The following is a 24,141-nucleotide window of genomic DNA, read 5'->3' as shown; positions in this document are numbered from 1 at the left end:
GTGACGCCGCGCCGCGAATGGGCGCTGAGGGGGGAGACGCAGCGCGATCTCGCCCGTGAGTGAAAGTTTTATGAAGTTGTCTTCGAGCGAAAAATACCGTGGCGCGCTCGATTTTGAGCTCATAGAAGGAAAATCGGAAGCGACGAAATCGCAACAATAGAGATTATCGGAGATTCACAATGCCCGTATCGCGCCTTTTTGTTTCTATCTCCGCTTTTATTCTATATTCGTCTACCGTGAATACGGTCGCGATAGCTGCCGACGTCAGTAAGAAAGGCGCTGTCGAAACCTTGTCGATCCAGGCCGTGCGCGAGACCGTTCCGGTCGCCTCGACCGGCGACGCGGCCGACGATCCGGCCATCTGGCGCAACCCGGCCGACCCGGCCAGGAGCCTGATCGTCGCCACCGACAAGGACTGGGGCCTGCATGTCTATGACCTCGAGGGCGCCGTGCTGGCCTCCGCCCCGGCGGGCAAGGTCAACAATGTCGACCTGCGCGCCGACGTGCTGATCGGCGGCAAGAAGGGCGTGTTGGTCGCCGCCACCGATCGCAGCGAAGGCCTGAACGGCAAGCTCGCCCTTTACGCCCTGGAGAGCGCGCCCGCCGGCCTGCGTCATCTGGGCCATGTTCCCGTCGCGGGCGACAGGGTCGGCAGCGTCTACGGCTTCTGCCTGTGGCGGCGCGCCGCCGACCAGGTGATCGCCATCGTGCCCTACAACAACGGCGACGTGCGCGAATATGCGCTCGACCTTTCGGGTCCCATCCCGACCGCGACCCTGGTGCGCGAGGTCAAGCTGGCCAGCAAGACCGAGGGCTGCGTGGTCGATGATCGCACCGGCCTGCTCTATGTCGCCGAGGAGCGGCATGGGATCTGGCGCATGAACGCGGCGCCCGGGAGCCAGGAGGCCCCGACCTTGTTCGCGGCGGTGGACGGGGTGCGCCTGATCCCCGACATCGAGGGCCTGACCCTGGTTCCCAAGGGCGCGCGGGGCGGCGTCCTGCTGGCCTCCAGCCAGAACGACAACGCCTATGTCGCCTACGACCTTTCGACCGGCCGCTACGTGCGCCGCTTCCGTATCGCCGGCTCGGGCCAGGTGGACGGGGTGACTGACACCGACGGCCTCGAATTCGCCCCCGGCGACTTTGGTCGTCCGTTCAAGGAGGGTCTGCTGGTCGTGCAGGACGGCGACAACGCCCCGGAGAACCAGAACTTCAAGCTGGTCCCCGGCGGGGCGCTCAAGCGGGTGCTGAAGGCGAAGTAGCTGGGCGGAGCCGTTCAAGCGAAGCGGTTTAGGCCCAAAGGATTGGGTTCGGGAGGGCGGCGGGCGAACCTGGCTTTCAGCGGGACTTCGGGCGTAGAGCTCGTGCCCAAGCGGGAGGCGCGGCGTTTGCGCTCGAACCGTCCTGTAGGCGGTGAACACGGCTCTCGGTGATCGCCGGGGGGGCTGGGACGACAACGGGTGCAGTCTCTGATAGCGAGTTCCCCATCGCGACTCGGGGATTCCTTCTTTGCGAATGCTCGCCCTATCGTTGCTGTCGGCGTCCTGCCTCGCGGTCGGTGCGGCGGCCGCCGCGCCCACGGCGCCATTGGACATCCGCGCCAACGACATGGCGACGGCGCTCACCGAACTGGCGCGGCGGACGGGCATAGAGCTGCTCTACGACCGCAACCTGGTGCGGGGACTGAAGGCGCGCCCCGTCCGCGGCCGACTGTCCGGCGAGGCGGCGCTCTCCCAGTTGCTGGCGGGCAGCGGCGTCGGCTATCGAAGGACGCCGGACGGCGTCATCGTGCTGTTCGCGCTTCCGAAGCCCCGGCCCGTCGAAAGGGCCCAGGGCGACGACGACGGCGCCGTGGCGGAGTTGCTGGTGGTGGGGCGGCGCACCCAGAACGCCGACATCCGCCGGACCCAGAATGACATCCAGCCGTACAAGGTGTTCGGCCAGGACGAGATCGACACGGCGGCCCGCGCGACGATCGACGAGTTCCTGCGTGTCCGCGAACCGGCCAACACCCAGGCGGGGCCCCTGGCCCTGGGGGGCGGCGAGACCCGTTCGTCGATCGATCTCCGGGGGTTCGGCGAGACCTCGACGCTGGTCCTGGTGGACGGCCGTCGCATGCCCTTCGTGCCGTCGACGAGCGGCGACTTCAACCAGGCCGACATCAACGGCATCCCGCCGGGCGCCGTCGAGCGGATCGAGGTGCTCACCACCACGGCGGGCGGCATCTACGGCCCGGGCGCCGTCGGGGGCGTCGTGAACATCGTGCTGCGGCGGGACTATCGGGGCGCGGAACTGACGGCCCACGCGGGGGGAAGCGACCGCGGCGACTCCCGGCAATTCCGCGTGGAAGGCCGGCTAGGCTTCACGCCGGACCACGGCGACACCGACGTCATGCTGTTCGTCTCCCACGGCGAGGCGGACCCGCTCCAGACGGGGCGGAGGAACTACGTGGAAGGCGCGGACCGCCTGCGGTTCGCCAACAATCCCGAAGGCTATGCGCTGTCGCTTCCCATTCGAAACGGCGTCTCGGTCGCCAGCCTCGACGGGAACCTGATCCTCGACGCGGATCGCGGCGGCGCGGCGCTGGGCGCGGCCTTCACCTTCCTGCCGTTGGGGTTCAGCGGAACCAGCGCCGACGCCAACGCTCTGCTCGTGGCCAACGCCGGCAAGACGCCGGCGGACATCGCCGACGACCCTTCCGGCAAGCGCGGCTACATCGCGACGAGGGGCCATACGACCTCGGGCCTGGCCAACATCCGCCATCGGTTCGGCTCGAAGGTCGAGGTTTACGCCGACGGCGTCTATCTCAGGAATACCGGCCGCTGGGTCGGCAAGAGCCGGGACAGGACGTTCCTGTTGTCGGCCGACGCGCCGGGCAACCCCTTCGACCAGGACATCGCGCTCAGCTTCCCCATGAGCCTGCTGAGCGACGAAACCTCGTATTCTATCGAGACCAATCGCTGGAGCGCGGGGGGCATCGTGGAGCTTCCCCACGGCTGGAAGGCGTCGGCCGACTACACGGTCGGTCGTTCCATTTATCGGCGCGAGACGCTGGGCGCGGATGTCGGCATCCTGTCGGCGGTCGCGAGCGGCCAGCCGGGTCCCAGGGGCGAACCGCCCCTGGTCCCGTTCGGCGATTGGGCCGCCGTGCTCGCCGCGCTCCCGACCTATGCGTTTCCCACGGAAGACAAGCTCTATTTGAAGGGCCATCTGGTCGACGCGTCGGTGCGTCTGTCCGGGCCTCTGCTGAGCCTTCCCGGCGGGCCGCTCACGGCCACGCTGCTCGTCGAGGATCGCGAGGATCGCGTCGCGACCTCCAAGACCACGCTCTTCAGCCAGTCGCTCGAGTTTCCGTCGCGGGTTCAGAAGGTTCGCTCCGGCTATTTCGAGCTTCGGGCGCCGCTGGTTGCGGACGACGCCGACAACCCGCTGTTGCGCGGCCTCGAGGTGCAGTTGGCGGTGCGGCATGACCGTTCGATTCACGAGGGCGCCCTGCAAATCCTCGCGCTGAGCGAGGAGGACGACCGCTTCTCCATTCGTCATGGCACGACGATGTTCACCGGCGGCGCGCGCATCCTGCCGACGCCGTGGCTGATGCTGCGGACAAGCCTGGCGACCGGCGAGCGACCGCCGACGCTGGCGGACTTCCAGGGCGCCAATGGCTTCATGCTGCCCGGCGCGACGGTGCAGGATCCGCGCAGGCCGGGTCGGCCGCTCGGGAGCGAAGGGTCCTGGAAGATCCTGATGGGCGGCTCGCCCCGGATCGGCCCCGCGGAGGCGACGAGTTTTTCGGTCGGCGCCGTGCTCAATCCCCAGGGGCGCGGCGGACCACGTCTATCCCTCGACTATTCCCGGACCACGGTGTCGCACGAACCGACGTGGTTCCCGCTGACCCCCGCCGAATTGCTGGCGGCCGAGGCGCAATATCCGGATCGGGTCATCCGCGCCCCGGTCACGGAGCAGGACAGGGCGGACGGCTTCGCCGTCGGTCGTGTGATCGCGCTCGACAAGACCCTGATCAACGCCGGCCGCACCGAGGTCGAGGCCGTGGACCTCCAGCTCGACTGGCGACTGCCGACGCAAGACATAGGCGACGTGCGCGTCTACGGCGCGCTCACCTGGGAGCCGACCTACGCCACGAAGGGCGCGTTCGGCGCGGCCACGATCAACAAGGTCGGGTACGCGGACGGACCGCTCGAGTGGCGTGGCAACGGCGGCGTGGAATGGGCGCGCGGTCCGCTGACCATCGATCTCAACGCCCAATACTATGCGAGTTACAGCGTGACGTACGCGGACCCGGCCTCCGCCGGCAACGCCGAGTACATCCGCGATCAAGGCGGCGAACGCGTGCCCGCCCAGGTCTATGTGGACCTGAGCCTCCTGAGGCGTTTCACCGCTCCACTCGGTTCTGGGTCGCCGCGCACGCTGGAAGCCCGTTTGTCGATCCAGAACCTTTTCGACCGCAGTCCGCCGATCGTGGCCTCGCCGGCCAACCTAGGCTTCAGTCCGTACGGCGATCCGCGCCGGCGGTGGATCACGGCGTCGCTGACCGCGCGGTTCTGAGGCGTCAGCCGCCGCACGCGACGGGGAGGACGACCTCGAACCGGGCGCCGCCGCCGGGGGCGTTCGAAGCGTGGATCGCGCCCTGGTGCGCCTCGACGATCGACCGGCAGAGGGCCAGGCCCAGGCCCATGCCGTCGGGCTTGGTCGTGAAGGCGCGCGCGAAGATGCGGTCGAGGTCTTTCGGCGGAACGCCCGGACCGGTGTCCGTCACGGAAAGGCGGACCCCGTCGTCGCCGATCGTGGTGCTGACGCTGACCCGACGCCGCCGGGCGGTCGAGCGGTCGATCGCCTGGACGGCGTTCGTGAGCAGGTTGAAGACGACCTGCTGAAGCTGGATCCGATCGCCGCGCACGAGGGGGGACGTATCGGCCAGGACAACGTCGAGCCCGATCCGGCGATCCCCGGCGTCGTGCCGGACCAGTTCGCAGGTCTCGGCGACCACGGTGTTGACGTCGAGCGCTTCGTGCGCCTGGCGATCGCCTTGGGCTGTCCGAAGGCTCCGCAGGAGATCGCCGGCCCGATGGGCGTTGGCGCCGATGCGGGTCAGGAGCAGGCGGACTTTTTCAAGGGGCGGCGTGTCGCGGTCGAGCCACCGTAGGGCGGCGTCGGCGTTGGTGGCGATGGCCGAGAACGGCTGCTGGACCTCGTGCGCTATGGACGACAGCAACACATCGCCACGCAACCGGTCCGTGACGTCGATCATCAGGACGAGGATCGGCCCCGCTGGCGACGCGGGCGGCGGGTACGTCACCTGCAGCAGCACGTCGAGGGTCCCGCCGTCGAGCCGGCGGATCGTGATGTCCTCGACATGTTCGGCGCGCCCGGCCAGGTGCGCGGCGGCGATCCGGCCGGCGGCCCCGGGCGTCGCCGCGAACAGGCGATCCATCGGACCCAGAAGCGCGGCCTCGTCGTCGCTCCCGAACAGCGCCGCCGCGCGCGGATTGGCGTCGATGACACGATCCGGGTCTTGTCCGTCCAGCATCAACAGCGCGAACGGCGTCGCCCGAAGCGGCGTGCGCTCAAGCGGGCTCATGGGCGATTTCCCGCTGGGCGTCGACCGGCAGGGACTGCCAGGCGCGGACCAGGTCGGCGACCGACCGGGCGCCCATCTTCCGCATGACGCTGCTGCGGTGGAGCTTGACCGTCACTTCGCTGATCCCGAGGTCGAAGGCGGTGCACTTGTTGAGGCGGCCCTGGGCGACCGCCTCAAGGACCTGGCGTTCGCGCGGCGTGAGCGTGGCGTAGAGTTCGAGGCTGTGGCGCCTGGAGCGGTTCTCGGCCCGTTGCCGGACGTCGGCCGCGAGGGCCAGGGTGACGGCGTCGAGCAGGGTCTGGTCGCGCACGGGCTTGGTCAGGAAGTCCGCGGCGCCCGCCTTCATGGCCTTGGCGGTCATCGGGATGTCGCCATGACCGGTGAGGAAGATGATCGGCTTGCCGACGCCGCGGGCGATCAGCTGCTCCTGGAACGCCAGGCCGCTGAGGCCCGGCATGCGGACGTCGAGGATCAGGCAGCCGGGGGCGTCGAGCAGGTCGGTCTCGAGAAGGCGGTTGGCCGCGGCGAACCCGACCGCGGCGATGCCGACCGATTCCAGGAGTTCGCAGAGCGACGCGCGGACCTCGTCGTCGTCGTCGACCACCAGGACGACTGGATTGTCGTGGCCGTCGCTCAGGCCTGAAGGGGGAGCGGAGTGGGACAGGAGACGGTCGGGTGCGGCCGCGACCGGGGTTCCGCGATAGGCGTCGATCTTGAGCAGTGCAGGCATGGGAAGCCCTCCTGTCCACCAAGAACGTCGCCGGCGCCGGAACTCACACCTCGCGGCGCAAATTATTTTTCGGGGGTTTCGCGCAGCCGGGTTTTCGCTAGCGCGCGGCGATGTCGGCGCCGCCGTCGCGGCGCGTCCGCACATCGACGGGATAGACCTCGGCCAGGGACTGGGCGAAGCGGGTGGGGTCGCCGGCGCGGTACTGGCCGCTGACGGGCAGCGACGCGGCGGCGGGGTCCACGATCCTGGCGGTCGGGCCGCCGTAGCGGTTGACCTCGGCGACGGCCTGGGCCAGCGGCGTTTCGGAAAACTCCAGCAGGCGCGTCCGCCAGGACAGGACGTCCGTCAGGTCCACGCGGGCGACCGTATCGGCCCGGGCGCCTTCCGCGATCAGTTGCTGGCCGGGCGCCGAGAGCCTGACGGCGTTGCGTCCGGGGAGCGCCGACACGGCCACCGCGCCCTTGGCGAGGGTGACGGTCAGGGTCTCGCCGCCCAGCCGGACGTCGAACTCGGTGCCCAGGTCGGTGATCGTTCGCGTCCGCGCCGCCACGGTGAAGGGGCGCCGCGTGTCGTGGACGACGCTGAAATAGGCCTGGCCGCGCAGCAGGCGCACGGCGCGGCTGTCGGCCCGATAGTCGACGGCGATCGCGGAGTTGGCGTTCAGCGTGACGCGGCTCCCGTCCGGCAGGGCGAAGCTGTCCGGCGCGCCGGCGGCGACGGTGAAGGTCGGCGCCGCGTCGGCGGCCGGGCCGGGCTGGGCTGGCGCCGTGGTGAAGCGCGGCGCCAGCTGGGTCCAGGCCAGGCCGACCGTGAGGATCGCGACCGCCGCGATGGCGGCCGCGACGGCCATGAAGGGCCGGCGATCGGGGCGCGCCTGGAGGGCGTCGCGCCTCAGGGCCGCGAACAGCGGGTCGTCGCTGGACGGCTGGCCGGCGGCCTGCCAGATCGCGGCGGCGTGGGCCCAGGCCCGCGCGTTCTCCGGCGCGCCGTCGCGCCAGGCGACGAACCGGGGATCACGTTCGACGTCCTGGCCGTCGTCGCGCCGCAACAGCCACAGGGCGGCCGCCTCCTCGGCGGCGGCGACCTGGTCCGCCTGGGCAAGGGGATGGGTCATCGGTCGTCCCTCGTTCGCGCCAGGATGTGGCGAACCGCTTTGAGCATGTGCTTGTCCACCGCGCTGGGCGAGACGCCCAGCCGCCGGGCGATTTCCGGGGCCGAAAGGCCCTCGATCCGGCGCAGGATGAACACCCGGCGTGTCCGCTCCGGCAGTTCGAGCAGGGCCACGCCGATGGTTTCGAGCGTCTCCAGCCCGATCAGCGTCCGCTCGGGGCCGGGCGCTTCGCCGGCATGGAATTCGGGCTCGAAGGGGACGTGGCGGTCGGCCTGACGGACCTTGCGGCGCCGCGCCCGATCCGCCAGCACGCTGGCGGCCGTCCTGAAGACGTAGCCTTCCAGCTTCTCGAGCTCGCCGGCGTCTCCGCGTCGCACGATGCGGAGGAAGACCTCCTGGACCAGATCGTCGACCTCGCTGGCGTCCTGGACCCGGCGCTGGAAGTAGCGCGCCAGCGCGTTGCGCAGCGACACGGCTCGGCCCGCCAGGACATGATCGGTCTCGGGGTCGAGGGCGGTGATCGGCAGGGTCTCCCGGTCGCGCCCCAGGCGGCGCGCTTGCAAGGCGGCCTCACCATGCGCTGACCCGCGGCTCATCGCAATTCCCCGTGCTGATCCTGTTTTCGAGAGGTCCATGGTCACTGGAAAGGTCCGACCCGAAGGAAGCGCCTCCATCGGGGGAGGCGCTTCCAGGCCGGGTCCCGTCAGCTCTTGAAGAAGGCCAGCAGGTCCGGATTGATGATCTCGGCGTGCGTCGTACACATGCCGTGCGGCAGGCCCTTGTAGACCTTCAGCGAGCCCTTCTTCAGCAGCTTGATCCCGATCAGGGCCGCGTCGGCGATCGGGACGATCTGGTCGTCGTCGCCGTGCATCAGCAGCACCGGCGCGTCGATCGTCTTGAGGTCGTTGGTGAAGTCGGTGGCCGAGAAGGCGGCGATGCAGTCGTACTGCGCCTTGGCGCCGCCCATCATGCCCTGGCGCCACCAGTTGTCGACGATCGCCTCGTTGATCTTCGCGCCGGGGCGGTTGAAGCCGTAGAACGGGCCCGAGGGCAGGTCCTTGTAGAACTGGCTGCGGTTGGCGGCCAGGGCCGTGCGCAGGCCGTCGAACGCCTCGATCGGCAGGCCGCCCGGATTGTCCGGCGTCTTGACCATGATCGGTGGCACCGCGCCGATCAGCACCAGCTTGGCCACGCGACCCGCGCCGCCGTAGCGGGCGACGTAGCGCGCCGCCTCACCGCCGCCCGTCGAATGGCCGACGTGGATGGCGTTCTTCAGGCCCAGATGGTTGGTCACCACCGCCAGGTCGGCGGCGTAGGTGTCCATCTCGTTGCCGGTGTCGGTCTGGCTCGAGCGGCCGTGGCCGCGTCGGTCATGGGCGATCACGCGATAGCCCTGGGCCAGGAAGAACAGCATCTGGTTGTCCCAGTCGTCCGCCGACAGAGGCCAGCCGTGGTGGAAGACGATCGGCTGGGCGGTCTTGGGACCCCAGTCCTTGTAGAAGATCTGCGTGCCGTCCTTGGTGGTGACGAAGCCGCTGCCCATGGTGTTGGTTCCTGTGCTTTGGGGGGAGGGGGTGTTCGCGCGGGCGCCGCCGCTCGAAGGGAGGCCGGCCGCGACCGCCGTGGCGGCGAGGCCCAGGCCGGCGGTCATCACGACGCGGCGCGTGGCCTGGTGATCTGTCTGGTTCATGGCGATGTCCGTTCAGTTGGAGGCGGCGCGGTTGCGGCGGCGCCAGTCGAGCGGGGTCGCGTCGACCTCCTGGCGGAATTGCCGCGAGAAGTGGGCGTGGTCGGCGAAGCCGCAGATCAGGGCGATCTGGCTGAGCGGGATGGCCGTGTCGCGCAGCAGCCCCTGGGCCCGCTCGATCCGATGGCGCAGCACCAGCTGGCGCGGCGTCAGGCCCAGGGTGTTCTTGCAGGCCCGCGCGAAGTGGCTGCAGCTGAGGTGGACCTGCGAGGCCAGGGTCTCCAGGCTCAGGGCCCGGTCCAGGTTGGCCACGATGAAGCGTTCGATCTTCTTGACGCGCCAGAGGGGCAGCTTGGCGCCCGGGGGCGGGGCGCGGCGACGGTCCGCTCCCGCGTCGGGCTCGCCCTCGGTCCGGGCGGCGTCGAGGTCCGTGAAGCTCCGCAGCAGCTGGTCGATCACCGAGGCGGTGTCGCCGCGCGGCCTTTCCGGGAGCGCGCCCATGGGCGTGAAGGTCGCCGAATGAAGGGTCATGGGGTCGTCTCCGCGGGGCCGCCGTTCGGCCGTTGCCTGATGACCGGACCCTAGGCGGCGGCGACCGGCGGCCCCATCCGTCCCTTGGTCTGGGCGGGCTGGGCGTAGGTTTGGCGATCCTATGCGGCCGTATAGGTCGCCCGGCGGTTCGGCGTGCGAACGACGCAAAACCGCCGCGCCCCGGGGGAGCGCGGCGGTTCCGGCCATGGACGCGTGAAGGTGGGGAAACAGGCCGCCCTAGAGCGCGCCGTCGATCCGCGCCCGCTTCAGCGCCCAGACCATCAGCGTCCAGCCCAGCAGGGCCGGCAGGGTCACGGCGGGAAAGTCCCGGCCCAGGACCGAGGCCGAGCAGATGCCCACGGCCACCTCCCAGAAATGGAACAGGGCGTGGCCGGAAAGCCAGATCGTCGGCGTGGCCCAGGCGAACAGCCGCAGGTGCGGCTGGAACGCGCCCGTCAGGAAGCCGGCGCCGATGAACAGGAAGACGATGCCGATGTCGCGGATGAAGTGCTGGTTGAACGATCCGGTCGTCGTCACGCCCGGCACGGCGAAGTACCAGCCCTCGGGGGAGGTCAGCATGAAGACGCCGTTGGCCAAGGCGGCGACGCCGAGCGCGACGGCCAGGCCGATGAGGATGGGCTTGAGCATGGGGGCCTCCTTTCGAGGGGCGGGGAGGGGAAAGAGTCACGCCCCGGCTCGCGGTGACGAGCCGGGGCGCAGCGGAGCCGCATCGCGCCTTTGGGGAATGGATCGGCGCGCGTCTCCGCGGGTCCGAAGCGACGGCGGTGTCGCTTCGGAGATCGGGACCCTAGGCGGCCACGGTGGCCGGCTGGACGGGGTGGACGGCGCGGGCGGCCACCTGCAGGCGGTTCCAGGTGTTGATCTGGCCGATGATCACCGACAGGGTCGCGATCTCGACCTCGGTGAACTGGCTCTTGACCAGCTCGTAGTCGGCGTCCGGGGCGCCGGTCTTGGCGATCCGGGTCAGGGACTCGGTCCAGGCCAGGGCGGCGCGCTCACGGTCGGTGAACAGCGGGGACTCGCGCCAGGTGTCCAGCAGGAACAGGCGCATGTCGGTCTCGCCGTGCGCCTTGGCGTCCGTGACGTGCATGTGGACGCAGAAGGCGCAGCCGTTGATCTGCGAGGCGCGGATCTTCACCAGCTCGGCCAGGCCGTGCTCGATGCCGGCGGCGCCCAGGGCCTTCTCGACGGCGATCAGGGCGTTGGTGAGGTCCGGGACGATTTTGAACGGGGCGAAGCGCGGGGTCATGTTGGATCCTTCGGTGGGGTTGAAGTGATCCGAGCTTGCCGGGCCGCCGGGGGCGCCGGCCATCGTCCGGCCGGCGGGTGGACCTACGCCCTTCCGACAGGTCGCGTCCTCCCTGGGAACAGGCCGGACTCGCCGTCCTCTGTTCCCGGATCGCCCCCGGGGTTAGCTTCGGCCGCCCGGTTTGGCGGTATGGATAGCGTTCCATGCGCCAAGAGACGCGCGATACCTCTCCGGACAACCGTCAAGGAGACCTGACATGAAGATCGTCGTCATCGGTGGAACCGGCCTCATCGGGTCGAAGACCGTCGCCAACCTGACCCGCATGGGCCACGAAGCGATCGCCGCCGCGCCCAACACCGGGGTCAACACCCTGACCGGCGAAGGCCTGGCCGAGGCGCTGGCCGGCGCGGACGTCGTGGTCGACGTCGCCAACTCGCCCTCGTTCGAGGACGACGCGGCCATGGCCTTCTTCCAGACCGCGGGCCGCAACCTGCTGGCCGCCGAGCAGGTCGCCGGCGTCAAGCACCACGTCGCCCTGTCGGTGGTGGGGACCGAGCGCCTGCAGGCCAGCGGCTATTTCCGCGCCAAGCTGGCGCAGGAAGCCCTGATCGAGGCCTCGCCGGTCCCCTGGACGATCGTGCGGTCGACGCAGTTCTTCCAGTTCGTCGGGGGCATCGTCCACTCGGCCGCCGCCGGCGACGCCATCCGCCTGCCGCCGGTCCAGATCCAGCCGATCGCCGCCGACGACGTCGCGGCCATCCTGGCGCGGACCGTGGTCGGCGCTCCCGTCAACGGCATGATCGAGATCGCCGGCCCGGAGGCCTTCCGCCTGGACGTCTTCGCCGAGCAGTACCTGGACGCCCAGCAGGACCCGCGCAACGTCGTCGCCGACCCCGAGGCCCTGTATTTCGGCGCCCGCCTGGAAGAGCGGTCGTTGACGCCGGGCGCCGATCCGATCCTGGGCGAGACCGCCTTCGAGGACTGGCTCAACGAGTCCATGGCCGCCGACTAGCGGCCTTCGTCATTCGCGACGAGGGAGGACGGGCGGCCCGACGGCCGCCCGTTTTTCTATTCGGCGAAGGGGCCGTTGGCGATCACGTCGACCCAGGACGGCGCCCTGTACCCGGGGACCAGCCGCTCGCCGAAATCGCGGATGAAGTTGGCGTAGGTGGTCTCGGGCTTGGTCTGGGCCATGTGGCAGACGCAGGCGGTGAACTGGCGCTTCATGTCCAGGCGGGGCGCGGCGGCGATGGCCAGGGTCATGGTCGAAACGCCCAGCAGGTCGTTGTCCGGCGTCCCGAAATCGGCCCCGATCCCCCGTGCGCACAGCGCGACCTCCGGCTCCTTGAAGGCGGCGATCGAGGGCGTGCCGTGCAGGGCGATGCTGTCCCAGATCAGCTGGGCGCGGCGATCGTCGAAGCCCTGCTCGCGCACGAAGGCCCGGGCGACTTCGGCGCCGTTGACCTCGAAGCGGTTGGGCCCCGGCGCGTGCTCGGTCAGGCCCAGGTCGTGCAGCAGGGTCGACACGGCCAGGACCTCGGCGTCGTGCGCGACGGAGTCCAAGGCGGCCAGCTTGACCGCGAACATCCACGAGCGGGCGACGTGGTTGAACAGGAAGGCGGGGCAGCGCTCGCGGGCGTGGTTGAAGGACCGGCTGATCAGGGGCGATTGGGGAAGGCCGGGGAACAGGGTGCGCAGTTGGCCTTCGGTGGCGGGCGCGGCGTCGGTCATGGCGATGATCCTTGTGGGGGAGGGGAGCGGGAGGAGGCGGCGCGTCTAGCGCGCGGTCCGCTCCCGCAGCCAGCTGTCGAACTCGGTGTGGCCGAACCGCGGGACCGCGCCCGCGATCAGGGTCTGGTCGTCGAGCCGCGCGCCGAAATAGCGCGCCTCGGGATCGGCCGTGACGCGGCGGGCGTCGCCGCGCGCGGCCAGGTACTGACGCGCCAGCTCGTCCAGCCGGAACGGGTCGGGTCCGGCCACCTCGAGGGTGTCGTTGGCCGGCGCGCGGTCGGCGATGTCGGCCAGGGCCGCGGCGGCGTCGTGGGCGGCGATGAACTGGACCCGGGCCGGCGGCAGGCGGACCTCGTCGCCGTTCGCGCCGTCCGCGACGACGGCGTCCAGGAACTCGAAGAACTGGGTGGAGCGGACGATCGTGTACGGCACGCTGGACGCCTTGATCAGGGCTTCCTGCAGGAGCTTGGCTCGGAAATAGCCGATTTCCGGCAGGCGCTCGGAACCGACGATCGACAGGGCCACATAGTGGCGCACGTCGTTGGAGGCGGCCGCCGCCAGGATGTTGCGGCTGGAGGTCTCGAAGAACCGAAGCGACGTCTCTTCGTCGTAGGTCGACGGGTTGACGACGTCGATGACGACCTCCGCCCCGACCAGGGCCTCTTCCAGCCCCTCGCCCGTGATGACGTCGACGCCCGTCCTCTGCGAGGCGGACGTGACCTGGTGGCCCTGGCGCGCCAGGATCTCGACGACCTTGGACCCGACGACGCCCGCGCCGCCCGTGACAACGATCTTCATGGGATCAACCCTTCCGGTTCGAGTGGAGGCCGGTGGGAGCCGGGGCCTGCAGGCTCTGGCGCAGCCAGTCGGAGAAGCGGGTCGGGGCGATGCGCGGACGCTCGCCCGGCAACAGGGACCGCTCGTCGAGCTCGGCGCCGAAATAGGGGGCGTGGACGTCGGCCACGACGCGGCGCGGGTCCTCGTAGGCGGTGAGCACCTGGGTGGCCAGGTCGTCCAGGCGGTAGCGCTCGGGGCCCGCGACCTCGACGGTGTCGTTCAGCGGCGCGCCCAGGACGAGGTCGGCCAGGGCCTCGGCGACGTCCTCTCCGGCGATCGGCTGGACGGGGGCCGGCGAGATCACCACGTCGCGCGTCGTGCCGTCCTGCACCACGCCGGTGATGAACTCGAAGAACTGGGTCGACCGCAGGATCGTGAACGGGATCCCGGACGCCTTGACCAGGTCCTCCTGGAGCTTCTTGGCCTGGAAGTAGCCGCTTGCCTGCAGGCGGTCGGTGCCCACGATCGACAGGGCGATGTGGTGCCCGACCCCGGCGGCGCGCCCGGCGGCGAGCAGGTGGCGGCCCGAGGTCTCGAAGAACGCTTTGGCGTCCGCCCCATCCAGCGACGGCGACTGGGTGACGTCGACGACGACGCTCGCGCCCTCCAGCGCCTTGGCCAGTCCCGCTTCGGTGAGGGTGTCGACGCCGAAGGTCGGCGAGGCCTCCAGGACGCGGTAGTCGTCCTGACGAAGATTATAGACGAGCTTGCCGCCGATCCGGCCGCTGCCGCCCACCACCACGATTTTCATGTGCGTCGCCCTTCGCGCGATCCAGAACCCAGGATCGGAAGGCTAGGACCGGGGGCGGGGATGGGTCGATTGGCCGAAAGGGTCAGGGCGGGCTATCCCGCCGTATAGGGTCTCGGCGCCGTTCGGCCGGGGTGCGCGACGCCGCGGCGCTGTGGCCGTCGCGGCGTCGCGCGGGTGAGCCGGACAGGTAGGATGCTCGCCTGCCGTTTCGTCGGCCGTAAGATGAAATCGGAAAAAATCTTACGTTCATCATCCCTGTCGCGTCCGATTAACACGGCTGCGGGATGTTATTAGGAAATCGTCCTGCCTAAACGGAATTGTACATAGGTATAGGAAGTATAGGTGGGGCGAACATCGCCGCGGGTTCAGCGCCCTTGGTCGCCGATGTCGACGCCCTCGTCGTCGATCTCGGTCTCGGCCGCCGAATGCCCGTCCACCTGGATCTCGACGTGTTCGGGGCGGAAGGCGATGCGCCCGGCGATGTCGGCGAACGGCGCGTTGGGCGTCTCGTAGGACCAGGCCACGTTGTCGACGATGTGCTGGTCCCGGTAGATCGTGAAGTACCGCGCATCGCCCTTGTCGGGGTTGCGGGTGACCTTGTCGGTCTGGCTCAGGAACACCATGAACACGTCCTTGCGCGGGAAGTAGCGCACGGGCGGCCGGCCGGCCTCGCGCACCACGACCACGTCGCTGCTGTCGGCGATGTCGTGGCCCTCGAACAGCGCGCGCACGCGCGTCCGCTCACGGACGATCTCGAAGGTCGGGTCGGATTGGGGAGAGGTCATGTCGTTCGCGCCTGGCTTGAGGAAACCGCTGGTCCCAGGGGTACGGGACTTGGGGGCGCGTCGAAACTGTACGGAGGGCGGCCGGCGAGCCCGCCGAAGGTCTTGCCCGAGTTGGACCAAGGGATAGGACGTCCTAGTCCGGGGGCGTGGCGGGATCGCCGGACGCCCGCCCCAGCGCCGCCGCCTGCTCGGCCACGAAGTCGGCGAACAGGCGCGCGCGAAGAGGCTGGAAGCGGCCGAAGGCGTGGAGGATCTGCAGCGGGACGGCGGGAAGCGGAGCCTCGGGCATGACGATCTCCAGCCGGCCGGCCCGCAGGTCCTCGTCGACGGTCCAGCGCAGCAGTTGGGCGATCCCCACGCCGTTGATCGCCGCGGCCCTCAGGGCGAAGCCGGAATCGCAGTCGAGGACGCCGTCCGGCGACAGCGTCGCGCCGTCGGCGAAGGTGATCGGGAAGGGGCGTCCGTCCAGGCGGTAGCGGACGTGGCGCGCGGCCCGCAGCGCCTCGAGCGTTCGCGGCCGTCCGTACTGGTCCAGGTGGTCCGGGGCGGCCACCAGGACCAGCGGCGCCCGGCCCAGCGGCCGGATCGTCAGCGCGCTGTCGTCCACTTGGCCGACCCTCAGGGCCAGGTCGTAGCCTTCGCGGATCAGGTCGACATGACGATCGGTCATGTGGAGTTCCAGATGGATCCGGGGATGCCGCTTCAGGAAGATCCGCGTCAGGGGGTCCATGAGCAGGCGGCCCAGGTCGCTGGGCAGGGAAACCCGAAGCCGACCCTGGGCGACGGCGGCGGTCTGGACGACGTCCTGCGCCTCGCCGAGCGCCCGCAGCAGCGGCATGACGCGCTCGAAATAGGCCGCGCCCTCGAGCGTCAGGTTCAGGGTGCGGGTCGAGCGCGTGAACAGGACGACGCCCAGCCGACGCTCCAGCCGGGCCACGCTCTTGGAGACCGACGACGGGGTCGCGCCCGCCAGCCGCGCCGCGGCGCTGAAGGAGCCCGCCTCGACCGTGTTGATGAAGGCCGTCAGGCCGGCGGCGTTGTCGAGAAGGTCGGTCATTCTGTTCCGTCATGGAATAGGTAACTTGCCATTTCCCTGACTTATTTGAGTTCCCGTCAAGACCATTTGGAGGGCCTGGACAACACTCCCAAGGAGGCGAAAGCCCAATGGACTCCCTTATCGACAAGGTCGCGGTGGTCACCGGCGGCAACAGCGGCATCGGCCTGGAGACGGCCAAGCTCTTCGCGCGGGAAGGCGCGTCTGTGATCATCACCGGGCGTCGCCCGGACGTGGTCGAGGCCGCGGTCGCCGAGATCGGGCCCCGAGCCGTCGGCCTGGCCGGCGACACCGCCGATCCGGCGCACCAGGCGGATGTCGCCGACCTGGCGCGCGAGCGCTTCGGCGGCGTTGACATCTACATGGCCAACGCCGGCGTGAACACGATCACGCCCTCGTCGCAGGTTTCCGAAGCCGAATACGACGCCCAGTTCGCGATCAACGCCCGAGCGGTGTTCTTCGGGGTCCAGAAGATCGCGCCGCTGTTGCGCGACAACGGCGCGGTCATCCTGACCAGCTCGATCGCCAGCGACAAGGTCCTGGACGGCCACGCGGTCTATGCCGGGTCGAAGGCGGCCTTGAACGCCTTCGCCCGCAGCTGGGCGCTGGAGTTCAAGGCGCGCGGCATCCGCGTGAACGTCCTGAGCCCGGGACCGACCGACACCGCCATCCTGGACAAGTTGGGCGTCCCGGCCTCGGAGCGCGCGGCGTTCGAAAGCGCGGTGGCCAGCGGCATCCCGCTGGGTCGTCTGGGGCGACCGGAGGAGCTGGCCCGGGCGGCGCTGTTCCTGGCCTCCGACGCGGGCAGCTTCGTCAACGGCGTCAACCTCAAGGTCGACGGCGGCATGAGCCTGCTCTAGCGCCTCGCCGGGCCAACCCCGGAGAGGCTCCCGCCCTAGACTTTCGGACAGGTCCGCCAGGCCCTTCCGCGAGATAGGCGCGGGGCGGGCGGACCCGCAGTCTTGGCGCAGAGGCCGTTCCCGGCCGCCACGGAGACACCCCATGCGCAAGTTTCATCCCGGCCTGTCCTTGGCCGCCCTGTCCCTGGCCGCCGTCCTCGCCCTGGCGGGTCCGGCGGTGGTCCGGGCCGCGACGCCGCGCGAGAAGCCGACCATCGTGCTCGTCCACGGCGCCTTCGCCGACTCCTCGGGCTGGAACGGCGTGGTGACGCGGCTGAACCGGGACGGCTACCACGTGGTGGCCGCGGCCAACGCCTTGCGCGCCCTGAATTCGGACGCCGAGACGGTGTCGGCGCTGGTCAAGTCGATCCCCGGGCCGGTGATCCTGGTCGGCCATTCCTACGGCGGCGAGGTGATCACCGAAGCGGCCAACGGCAACGGCAACGTCGAGGCGCTGGTCTATGTGGCCGGCTTCCTGCCCGAGGCCGGCGAGTCGGCCCTGTCGCTCTCCGGCAAGTTCCCGGGCGGCACGCTCGCCACGGCGCTGGCGCCGGTGGTGCTGCCCGACGGCGACGAGGACTTCTACATCCAGCCCGCCAAGTTCCGCGACCAGTTCGCCGCCGACGTGCCGGCCGCCACGGCGGCGCTGATGGCCGCGACCCAGCGTCCGGTGACCGGACGGGCCCTGTCCGACATGGCCGGCGCGCCGTCGTGGAAGCGCCTGCCGTCCTACGTGATCTACGGCTCGGCCGACCGCAACATTCCGGCCCAGACCCAGCGGTTCATGGCCGAGCGGGCCGGGGCGCGGAAGACCGTCGCGGTCGAGGGCGCGTCCCACGCCCTGATGGTCTCGCATCCCGACAAGGTCGCGGCCCTGATCGAAGACGCCGCCTCCGGCCGGTGAGGTCGCATTTTCCCGGATTTCGTGCGATCCGGTTTCGGGTCGCACGATGTTGGAGACCCCGATGAACGCCCGTCCGACGCGCATTCTGCTGCAGACCACCATCCCCCCGATCGAGGACGACTGGTCGATCGCGCGCTTCAGCCTGCTGCGCGATCTCCTGGCGGGCGCGGTCGATGACGAAGGGCGGCCGCTGTACGCCGTGGAGGCCCGGAACCGCGGACCGGTCGGCGTTCCCGACCCTGTCCTGTCCAGGCTGGACGAGAGCGACTTCGACCAGCTGTGGCTGTTCGCGGTCGATGTCGGCGACGGCCTCGCCGACGCGGACTGCGAGGCGATCTCCCGCTTCCACGCCGCCGGTGGCGCCCTGATGGTCACGCGCGACCATATGGACCTGGGCTCGTCGGTCTGCAACCTGGGCGGGGTCGGCCTGGCCCATCGCTTCCATAGCAAGAACCTCGAGCCCGACGAGAGCCGTCACGTCCGCGACGACGAGGAGACCCAGGCCATCTCCTGGCCGAACTACCGGTCCGGGGCCAACGGCGACTATCAGGAAATCCGGGTGGTCGAGCCGGCGCACCCGATCTTCTCGGCCCCGTCGTCGCCCACCGGCGTCCTGCGCTATCTGCCGGCCCACCCGCACGAGGGCGCGGTGATCGTCCCCGACGGGACCGAGGCCCGCGCCGTCGCGACGGGCAGGAGTCGGACCACAGGGCGGGATTTCAACCTCGTCGTGGCCTTCGAGCGCAGCGAGGAGGGCGGTTCCGCGGTCCTCCAGAGCACCTTCCACCATTTCACCGATTACAACTGGGACCTGGCGATGGGGCGCCCGAGCTTCGTGTCGGAACGCCCCGGCGACGGCATGGCTCGCGAACCCCAGGCGCTGGCGGACACGCACCGATATGTCCTGAACGTCGCGGCCTGGCTCGGCCGGCGTCCAACCGCGTCCCCAGGGGCCTGATCTTCGGGTCCCAATCAGAGCCAAGGCCCGCCGGCAGCGCGCTTCCATCGCGTGCATCGGCCTGGACAGGTCTCTGGACACCAGGCGCCGTGCGAGCAGGTCAGGGTGTGATAATTAAAAGCAGGATTGACTGTATCTTGTCGCGTTTCTAAGTTTCTCCCCGATCGCCCATCCAGGGCGGCGGGAGGAAGTGCATGGGTGGGGTTTTCGATCGGCGTGCGGTGCTGTGGGGCGGGACGGCGACCGTCGCCGCGATGGCTTCGGCGGCGCAGGCTGGGTCCGGCAAGTCCACGGCGGGGCCCGGGTTCCTATGGGGTTCGGCCGGCGCGGCCTATCAGATCGAGGGCGGCAACTACGCCAGCGACCTGTGGGTGATGGAGCACGTCAAGCCGACCATCTTCAAGGACCCCTCTGGCGACGCCGCCGATAGTTATAACCGCGTCTGGGAAGACATCGCCCTGGCCGCCTCGCTGGGCTTCAACACCCACCGTTTCTCGATCGAATGGTCGCGGATCGAGCCCGAGCCGGGCCAGATCTCGCTGGCGGGCATCGCCTATTACCGCCGCGTGCTGGAGACCATCCGCAAGCACGGCATGACCCCGTTCGTCACCTACAACCATTTCACGACCCCGCGCTGGTTCGCGGCGGCGGGCGGGTTCGAGACCCGAGACAACATCCCGGCCTTCGTCCGTTACTGCACCCTGATCACGGAGCACCTGGGCGACCTGATCGGCGTGGCCTCGACCTTCAACGAGCCCAATCTCGGCGCCCTGGTCAGCTGGTCGCCGGCCATCCGGCCGCTGCGGCCCTATATCGAGATGTCGAAGAAGGCGGCCGCGGCCTCGATCGGCGCGGCCCATTGGGCGCCGCCGGTTCTGGGCGACTTCCGCATCCAGCAGCCGATCATGATCGAGGCCCACGAGCGAGCCTATGAGGCGATCCGCAAGGCCTCGAACGATCGCTACCTCGTGGGCGTGACCCTGTCGCTGAACGACGAGCGCGCGCCGCCGTCGGGTCCCAGCGGGGTGGAGGCCAAGCAGGCCCAGGTGATGCTGCCGTGGCTCCAGGCCCAAGGCGACTTCATCGGCGTGCAGAACTACACCTACACCGAGGTCGGGCCGGACGCCGACCTGCCGGCGCCCAAGGGCGTCGAGCTGAGCCAGATGGGCTATCCCGCCGCGCCCGAGGCGCTGGAGGCGGTGATCCGCACGGTGGCCAGGCACACCAGGAAGCCGATCTACGTCACCGAGAACGGCGTCGCCACAGAGGACGACGCCCGCCGAGTGGCCTTCATCGACAAGGCCGTGGCGGGGGTCGTCGACTGCCTGCGCGACGGCATCGACGTGCGCGGCTACATCCACTGGTCGCTGCTCGACAACTGGGAATGGTTCTCCGGCTACGGCCCAAAGTTCGGCTTGGTCGCGGTCGACCGCACCACCTTCGCCCGCACCCCCAAGCCCAGCGCCCGCCACATGGGCGCGATCGCCCGCAAGGGCCTGCCCGCCGGCGTGAAGAGCCGTTGAGGAGCCCGCCCATGTTGAAGCGTTTTGTCGGATTGCTGCTGATGACCTCGACCCTGACGACGGCCGGCGCGGCCCTGGCGCAGGTCTCGGATCCGGACGCCCGCGCCAGGGCCATGGTCGACGCCATGACCCTGGATGAGCAGATCGGCCTGCTGCGCACCCAGGCCGGGTTCGGCCTGCTGTCGCTGGGCGTGCCCCTGCCGGCGTCGATCCCCGAGAGCATGCGCAAGGCCACCCCGCCCGGCGCCCTGGGTTCGGCCGGCTATGTACCGGCGGTCGAGCGCGTAGGCATGCCGGCCCAGCAGATGTCGGACGCCAGCCTGGGGGTCGGCAATCTGGGCGGGTTCATCCGGCGCGGCGACGAGGCCACCTCGCTGCCGGCGACCCTGGCCCTGGCCGCGACCTTCGATCCGGAGCTGGCCCGGGCGGCCGGTGACATGCTGGGCGCCGAGGCTCACGCGAAAGGTTTCAACATCCAGTTGGCCGGCGGGGTGAACCTGACCCGCGAGCCGCGCAACGGCCGGAACTTCGAGTACGCCGGCGAGGACCCGCTGCTGGCCGGCCAGATCGTCGGCGCCCAGGTGGCCGGGATCCAGGGGCGCCACGTGGTCTCGACCGTCAAGCATTTCGCCCTGAACGCCCAGGAGACGGGTCGCTTCGTGCACGACGCCCAGCTGGACGAGGCGGCCCTGCGCGAATCCGACCTGCTGGCCTTCGAGATCGCCATCGACCGTGGCCGGCCCGGCTCGGTCATGTGCGCCTACAACAGGATCAACGGCGACTACGCCTGCGAAAGCCAGTTCCTGCTGGGCAAGGTGCTGAAGGGCGACTGGCAGTATCCGGGCTGGGTGATGTCGGATTGGGGCGCCTCGCACAGCCTGGCGCCGGCCCTGAAGGCGGGCCTGGACCAGGAGTCGCCGCAGGACGGCCCATACTTCGACGGCTTGAAGGCGGCGGTCGAACGCGGCGAGGTCTCGCCCGAGCGGGTGCGCGACGCGGCCTATCGGATCGTCCGCAGCTTCCACGCGGTGGGCGTGATCGACGATCCGGCCAAGCCAGGCGGCGTGATCGACAAGGACGCCCATGCCGAGGTGGCCGAGCGCGTGGCCCTGTCGGGCATGGTGCTGCTGAAGAACGACGGCGTGCTGCCCCTGGCGGCGACGGCGAGGAAGATCGTGGTGATCGGCGGCTTCGCCGACAAGGGCGTGCTGTCGGGGGGCGGCTCGTCGCAGGTGATGCCTTACGGCGGTCACTTCACCGACCGGCGGGGGCGCGACGGCATCGCCGCCATCCTGGCGCCGGTCTACGGTCTGTCCTCGCCGCTGGCCGCGCTGAAGGCCCTGCGGCCGGACGCCGACATCCAGTTCGACGACGGCGGCGATCCGGCGCGCGCGGCGGCCCTGGCCAAGGGCGCGGACGTGGCCATCGTCTTCGCCACGCGGCCCGAAGAGGAGGGGATGGACGCCATCGCGCCGGACCTGCCCTATGGCCAGGACGCCCTGATCGCAGCCGTGGGCGCGGCCAATCCGCGTACGGTGGTGGTGCTGGAGACCGGCAACCCGATCCTGATGCCGTGGCTGTCGAAGGTGGGCGCGGTGCTGCAGGCCTGGTATCCGGGCCAGCGCGGCGGTCCGGCGATCGCCAAGGTCCTGACCGGCGAGGTCTCGCCCTCGGGCCGCCTGCCGATGACCTTCCCGGCCGGCGTCGCGCAGCTGCCGCGTCCGGCGATCCCGGGCTTCGACCCGAACAACCGCAAGCCGCTGGGCCTGGGCGCCAAGGTCGCCCCGTTCGCCGTGCCGTTCCCGGAAGGGGCCGACGTCGGCTACCGCTGGTTCGAACGCAGGAAGGCCAAGCCCCTGTTCGCGTTCGGCCACGGCCTGACCTACACGACCTTCGGCTATTCGAAGCTGGCGGCGAAGGGCGGGGAGGGGGTCTCGGCGACCTTCACCCTGACCAACACCGGCCCGCGCGAAGGGACGGAAGTCGCCCAGCTCTATGTGGCGCCGCCGGGACGGACCCATCGCCTGGCGGGCTGGGCGCGGGTGACGCTGAAGCCGGGCGAGAGCCGTCAGGTGACCATCGTCGCCGATCCGCGCCTGCTGGCGTCGTACGACGTCAAGGCGGGGGCCTGGCGTCGGGCGGGCGGAAGCTACGACCTCTATGTCGGCAAGGCCGCCGGCTCGCGCGACCTGGTCGCCAAGGCCAGCCTGACGGAGGGCGGCCGATGAGCCTCGTCGCCCTCGTCGCCGCAGCCGCCCTGGCCGGGCCCGTCGCCAAGATCGACACCGGCGCGCTGCAAGGCGCGACCACGGACGGGGTGACCGCCTTCAAGGGCATTCCGTACGCCGCCGCGCCCGTCGGCGATCTGCGGTGGCGCGCGCCCCGGCCGGCCGCGCCCTGGACCGGCGCGCGCGACGCGTCGGCGATGGGGCCGGACTGCGTGCAGGGCCGCATGCCCGGCTCGCCCGAGCCCGCGCCGCAGTCGGAGAACTGCCTGTTCGCCAATGTCTGGCGACCGGCCGGGGCCAAGGCGACAGGCAAGCTGCCGGTCATGGTCTGGATCCACGGCGGCGCCTTCGTCAACGGCGGCTCGTCCTCGCCCGAGACCTGGGGCGACGCCATGGCCCGGCGCGGGGTGGTGTTCGTCACCTTCAACTATCGCCTGGGCCGGTTCGGGTTCTTCGGTCATCCGGCCCTGAGCGCCGAGCATCCGGACGAGGCCACGGGCAACTACGGCCTGATGGACCAGATGGCCGCCCTGGCCTGGGTCCGGCGCAACATCGCCGCCTTCGGGGGCGACCCCAGGAACGTCACCGTCGTGGGCGGCTCGGCCGGCGGCATCTCGATCAACCTGCTGCTGGGCGCGCCCAAGGCCGAGGGGCTGTTCGACAAGGCCATCATCCAGTCCGGCGCGGGCCGGCGGTTCCTGACGCCCGAGCGGCGCCTGTCGCAGGACCTGCCGGGCAAGCCCTCGGCCGAAGGCGTCGGCCTGGCCTTCGCCAAGCGGCTGGGCGTCGAGGGCCAGGACGCCGCGGCCCTGGCCGCCCTGCGCGCCCTGCCGGCCGACAGGATCGCCGCCAACCTCAGCATGGCCACCCTGGTCTTCCAGGGCGAGGGCGCGCTCTATTCCGGACCGGTGGTGGACGGCAAGCTGATCGTCGAGACGCCGGAGGACGCCTTCGCCCACGGGCGGCAGCACAAGGTCCCGACGATCGTCGGGGCGACCAGCGCCGACCTCAGCCTGGACTTCACGCCCAGCGCCGACGCGGCCTACGCCAGGTTCGGCGAGGGCGCGGCGGCGGCGCGGGCGGCCTACGACCCGGACGGCAAGCTGGCGCTGAAGGCCCTGAACCAGGCGATCGGCGGCGACCGCAACATGGTCGAGCCGGCCCGCTTCGTGGCCCGGGCGACGGCGGCCAAGGGCGCGCCGACCTACGAATACCGCTTCGGCTATGTCGCCCCGGCGGCGCTGGCGGGATCGCCCTACGGCGCCAACCACTCGACCGAGGTGGCCTATGTCTTCGACCGTCTGACCCCGGTCTACGGCGCGGCGACCACGACGGCCGACCAGGCGGTGGCGGGGAAGCTGGCGGACTACTGGGCTAATTTCGCACGCAGGGGCGATCCGAACGGACCGGGCCTGCCGATCTGGCCGCGCTACGACGCCAAGGGCGACAAGCTTCTGGACGTGCGCGCGGATGGAAGCTTTGTGGGCGAGGTCGATCCTTGGCGCGCGCGCCTGGACGTCGCGGAACAGGCGGCGGGGAAGTAGGC

At 70.3% G+C, this 24,141-nt stretch carries 22 protein-coding genes; 9 read left to right on the top strand and 13 right to left on the bottom strand.

The genetic code is table 11. The features are described from left to right. Positions 1-179: 179 nt before the first annotated feature. Both WAE60_RS17080 and WAE60_RS17075 read left to right on the top strand, forming a co-directional pair. Positions 180-1,262, top strand: coding sequence for a phytase (locus WAE60_RS17080; RefSeq protein WP_029912944.1), 1,083 nt, complete (start codon positions 180-182; stop codon positions 1,260-1,262). Between the two features lie 253 nt (positions 1,263-1,515). Further along, positions 1,516-4,563 (top strand): TonB-dependent receptor, encoded by a 3,048-nt coding sequence (locus tag WAE60_RS17075; RefSeq protein WP_337687644.1) that lies wholly within the window; start codon positions 1,516-1,518, stop codon positions 4,561-4,563. A gap of 4 nt (positions 4,564-4,567) precedes the next feature. Here WAE60_RS17075 and WAE60_RS17070 read toward each other — a convergent pair whose 3' ends face one another. The 8 genes from WAE60_RS17070 to WAE60_RS17035 all read right to left on the bottom strand — a co-directional run bounded on the left by WAE60_RS17070 (position 4,568) and on the right by WAE60_RS17035 (position 10,925). Further along, positions 4,568-5,596 (bottom strand): PAS domain-containing sensor histidine kinase, encoded by a 1,029-nt coding sequence (locus WAE60_RS17070; protein WP_337687643.1) that lies wholly within the window; start codon positions 5,594-5,596, stop codon positions 4,568-4,570. Beyond that, positions 5,583-6,326, bottom strand: coding sequence for a response regulator transcription factor (locus tag WAE60_RS17065; RefSeq protein ID WP_337687642.1), 744 nt, complete (start codon positions 6,324-6,326; stop codon positions 5,583-5,585). The genes WAE60_RS17070 and WAE60_RS17065 overlap by 14 nt, the downstream gene beginning before the upstream one ends. Before the next feature lie 97 nt (positions 6,327-6,423). Then, complete coding sequence (locus tag WAE60_RS17060; protein WP_337687641.1) at positions 6,424-7,440, bottom strand: FecR domain-containing protein; 1,017 nt, start codon at positions 7,438-7,440, stop codon at positions 6,424-6,426. Continuing rightward, a complete protein-coding gene (locus WAE60_RS17055) occupies positions 7,437-8,000 on the bottom strand; it encodes an RNA polymerase sigma factor (protein WP_337687640.1) in 564 nt (187 codons plus the stop codon). The genes WAE60_RS17060 and WAE60_RS17055 overlap by 4 nt, the downstream gene beginning before the upstream one ends. A 140-nt stretch (positions 8,001-8,140) precedes the next feature. Further along, positions 8,141-9,127 carry an alpha/beta hydrolase gene (locus WAE60_RS17050; protein ID WP_029912966.1) on the bottom strand — a complete coding sequence of 329 codons (987 nt, stop codon included), beginning with the start codon at positions 9,125-9,127 and terminating at the stop codon, positions 8,141-8,143. Positions 9,128-9,139: 12 nt separating this feature from the next. Then, the gene (locus WAE60_RS17045) at positions 9,140-9,655 is read right to left on the bottom strand and encodes an AraC family transcriptional regulator (protein WP_337687639.1); all 516 of its coding nucleotides are present in this window, start codon (positions 9,653-9,655) and stop codon (positions 9,140-9,142) included. Positions 9,656-9,892: 237 nt separating this feature from the next. Further along, entirely contained in the window at positions 9,893-10,303 is a 411-nt protein-coding gene (locus WAE60_RS17040; protein WP_337687638.1) for a hypothetical protein, read from the bottom strand. Positions 10,304-10,463: 160 nt separating this feature from the next. After that, on the bottom strand, positions 10,464-10,925 hold the full coding sequence (locus WAE60_RS17035) for a carboxymuconolactone decarboxylase family protein (RefSeq protein ID WP_029912976.1): 462 nt from the start codon (positions 10,923-10,925) through the stop codon (positions 10,464-10,466). Positions 10,926-11,181: 256 nt separating this feature from the next. On the opposite strand from WAE60_RS17035, the gene WAE60_RS17030 reads away from it, so the two are divergent. After that, positions 11,182-11,937, top strand: coding sequence for an SDR family oxidoreductase (locus WAE60_RS17030; protein WP_337687637.1), 756 nt, complete (start codon positions 11,182-11,184; stop codon positions 11,935-11,937). A gap of 56 nt (positions 11,938-11,993) precedes the next feature. On the opposite strand, the gene WAE60_RS17025 is transcribed toward WAE60_RS17030, so the two are convergent. The 5 genes from WAE60_RS17025 to WAE60_RS17005 form a co-directional block, all read right to left on the bottom strand. Next, a complete protein-coding gene (locus tag WAE60_RS17025; protein ID WP_337687636.1) occupies positions 11,994-12,656 on the bottom strand; it encodes a hypothetical protein in 663 nt (220 codons plus the stop codon). Positions 12,657-12,701: 45 nt separating this feature from the next. Further along, positions 12,702-13,454 carry an NAD(P)H-binding protein gene (locus tag WAE60_RS17020; protein WP_337687635.1) on the bottom strand — a complete coding sequence of 251 codons (753 nt, stop codon included), beginning with the start codon at positions 13,452-13,454 and terminating at the stop codon, positions 12,702-12,704. A gap of 4 nt (positions 13,455-13,458) precedes the next feature. Further along, on the bottom strand, positions 13,459-14,244 hold the full coding sequence (locus tag WAE60_RS17015; RefSeq protein ID WP_337687634.1) for an SDR family oxidoreductase: 786 nt from the start codon (positions 14,242-14,244) through the stop codon (positions 13,459-13,461). A gap of 365 nt (positions 14,245-14,609) precedes the next feature. Next, positions 14,610-15,029 carry a DUF427 domain-containing protein gene (locus WAE60_RS17010; protein ID WP_337687633.1) on the bottom strand — a complete coding sequence of 140 codons (420 nt, stop codon included), beginning with the start codon at positions 15,027-15,029 and terminating at the stop codon, positions 14,610-14,612. 133 nt (positions 15,030-15,162) lie between these two features. Next, on the bottom strand, positions 15,163-16,086 hold the full coding sequence (locus WAE60_RS17005; RefSeq protein ID WP_051695702.1) for a LysR family transcriptional regulator: 924 nt from the start codon (positions 16,084-16,086) through the stop codon (positions 15,163-15,165). 107 nt (positions 16,087-16,193) lie between these two features. On the opposite strand from WAE60_RS17005, the gene WAE60_RS17000 reads away from it, so the two are divergent. The 6 genes from WAE60_RS17000 to WAE60_RS16975 all read left to right on the top strand — a co-directional run bounded on the left by WAE60_RS17000 (position 16,194) and on the right by WAE60_RS16975 (position 24,139). Beyond that, entirely contained in the window at positions 16,194-16,943 is a 750-nt protein-coding gene (locus WAE60_RS17000) for a glucose 1-dehydrogenase (protein WP_337687632.1), read from the top strand. Positions 16,944-17,085: 142 nt separating this feature from the next. Further along, complete coding sequence (locus tag WAE60_RS16995) at positions 17,086-17,886, top strand: alpha/beta hydrolase (protein WP_051695706.1); 801 nt, start codon at positions 17,086-17,088, stop codon at positions 17,884-17,886. Positions 17,887-17,947: 61 nt separating this feature from the next. Then, a complete protein-coding gene (locus WAE60_RS16990) occupies positions 17,948-18,844 on the top strand; it encodes a hypothetical protein (RefSeq protein ID WP_337687631.1) in 897 nt (298 codons plus the stop codon). Between the two features lie 194 nt (positions 18,845-19,038). Continuing rightward, the gene (locus tag WAE60_RS16985) at positions 19,039-20,367 is read left to right on the top strand and encodes a family 1 glycosylhydrolase (RefSeq protein WP_337687630.1); all 1,329 of its coding nucleotides are present in this window, start codon (positions 19,039-19,041) and stop codon (positions 20,365-20,367) included. Between the two features lie 11 nt (positions 20,368-20,378). Next, positions 20,379-22,595, top strand: coding sequence for a glycoside hydrolase family 3 C-terminal domain-containing protein (locus WAE60_RS16980; protein WP_337687629.1), 2,217 nt, complete (start codon positions 20,379-20,381; stop codon positions 22,593-22,595). Next, positions 22,592-24,139: a carboxylesterase family protein gene (locus WAE60_RS16975; RefSeq protein ID WP_337687628.1), complete on the top strand. Its 1,548-nt coding sequence runs from the start codon at positions 22,592-22,594 to the stop codon at positions 24,137-24,139. The genes WAE60_RS16980 and WAE60_RS16975 overlap by 4 nt, the downstream gene beginning before the upstream one ends. Positions 24,140-24,141 lie beyond the last annotated feature (2 nt).

The organism is Caulobacter sp. CCG-8 (genome assembly GCF_037402475.1).
Lineage (GTDB): Bacteria > Pseudomonadota > Alphaproteobacteria > Caulobacterales > Caulobacteraceae > Caulobacter.
This window is presented reverse-complemented; position numbering and strand designations above follow the sequence as displayed.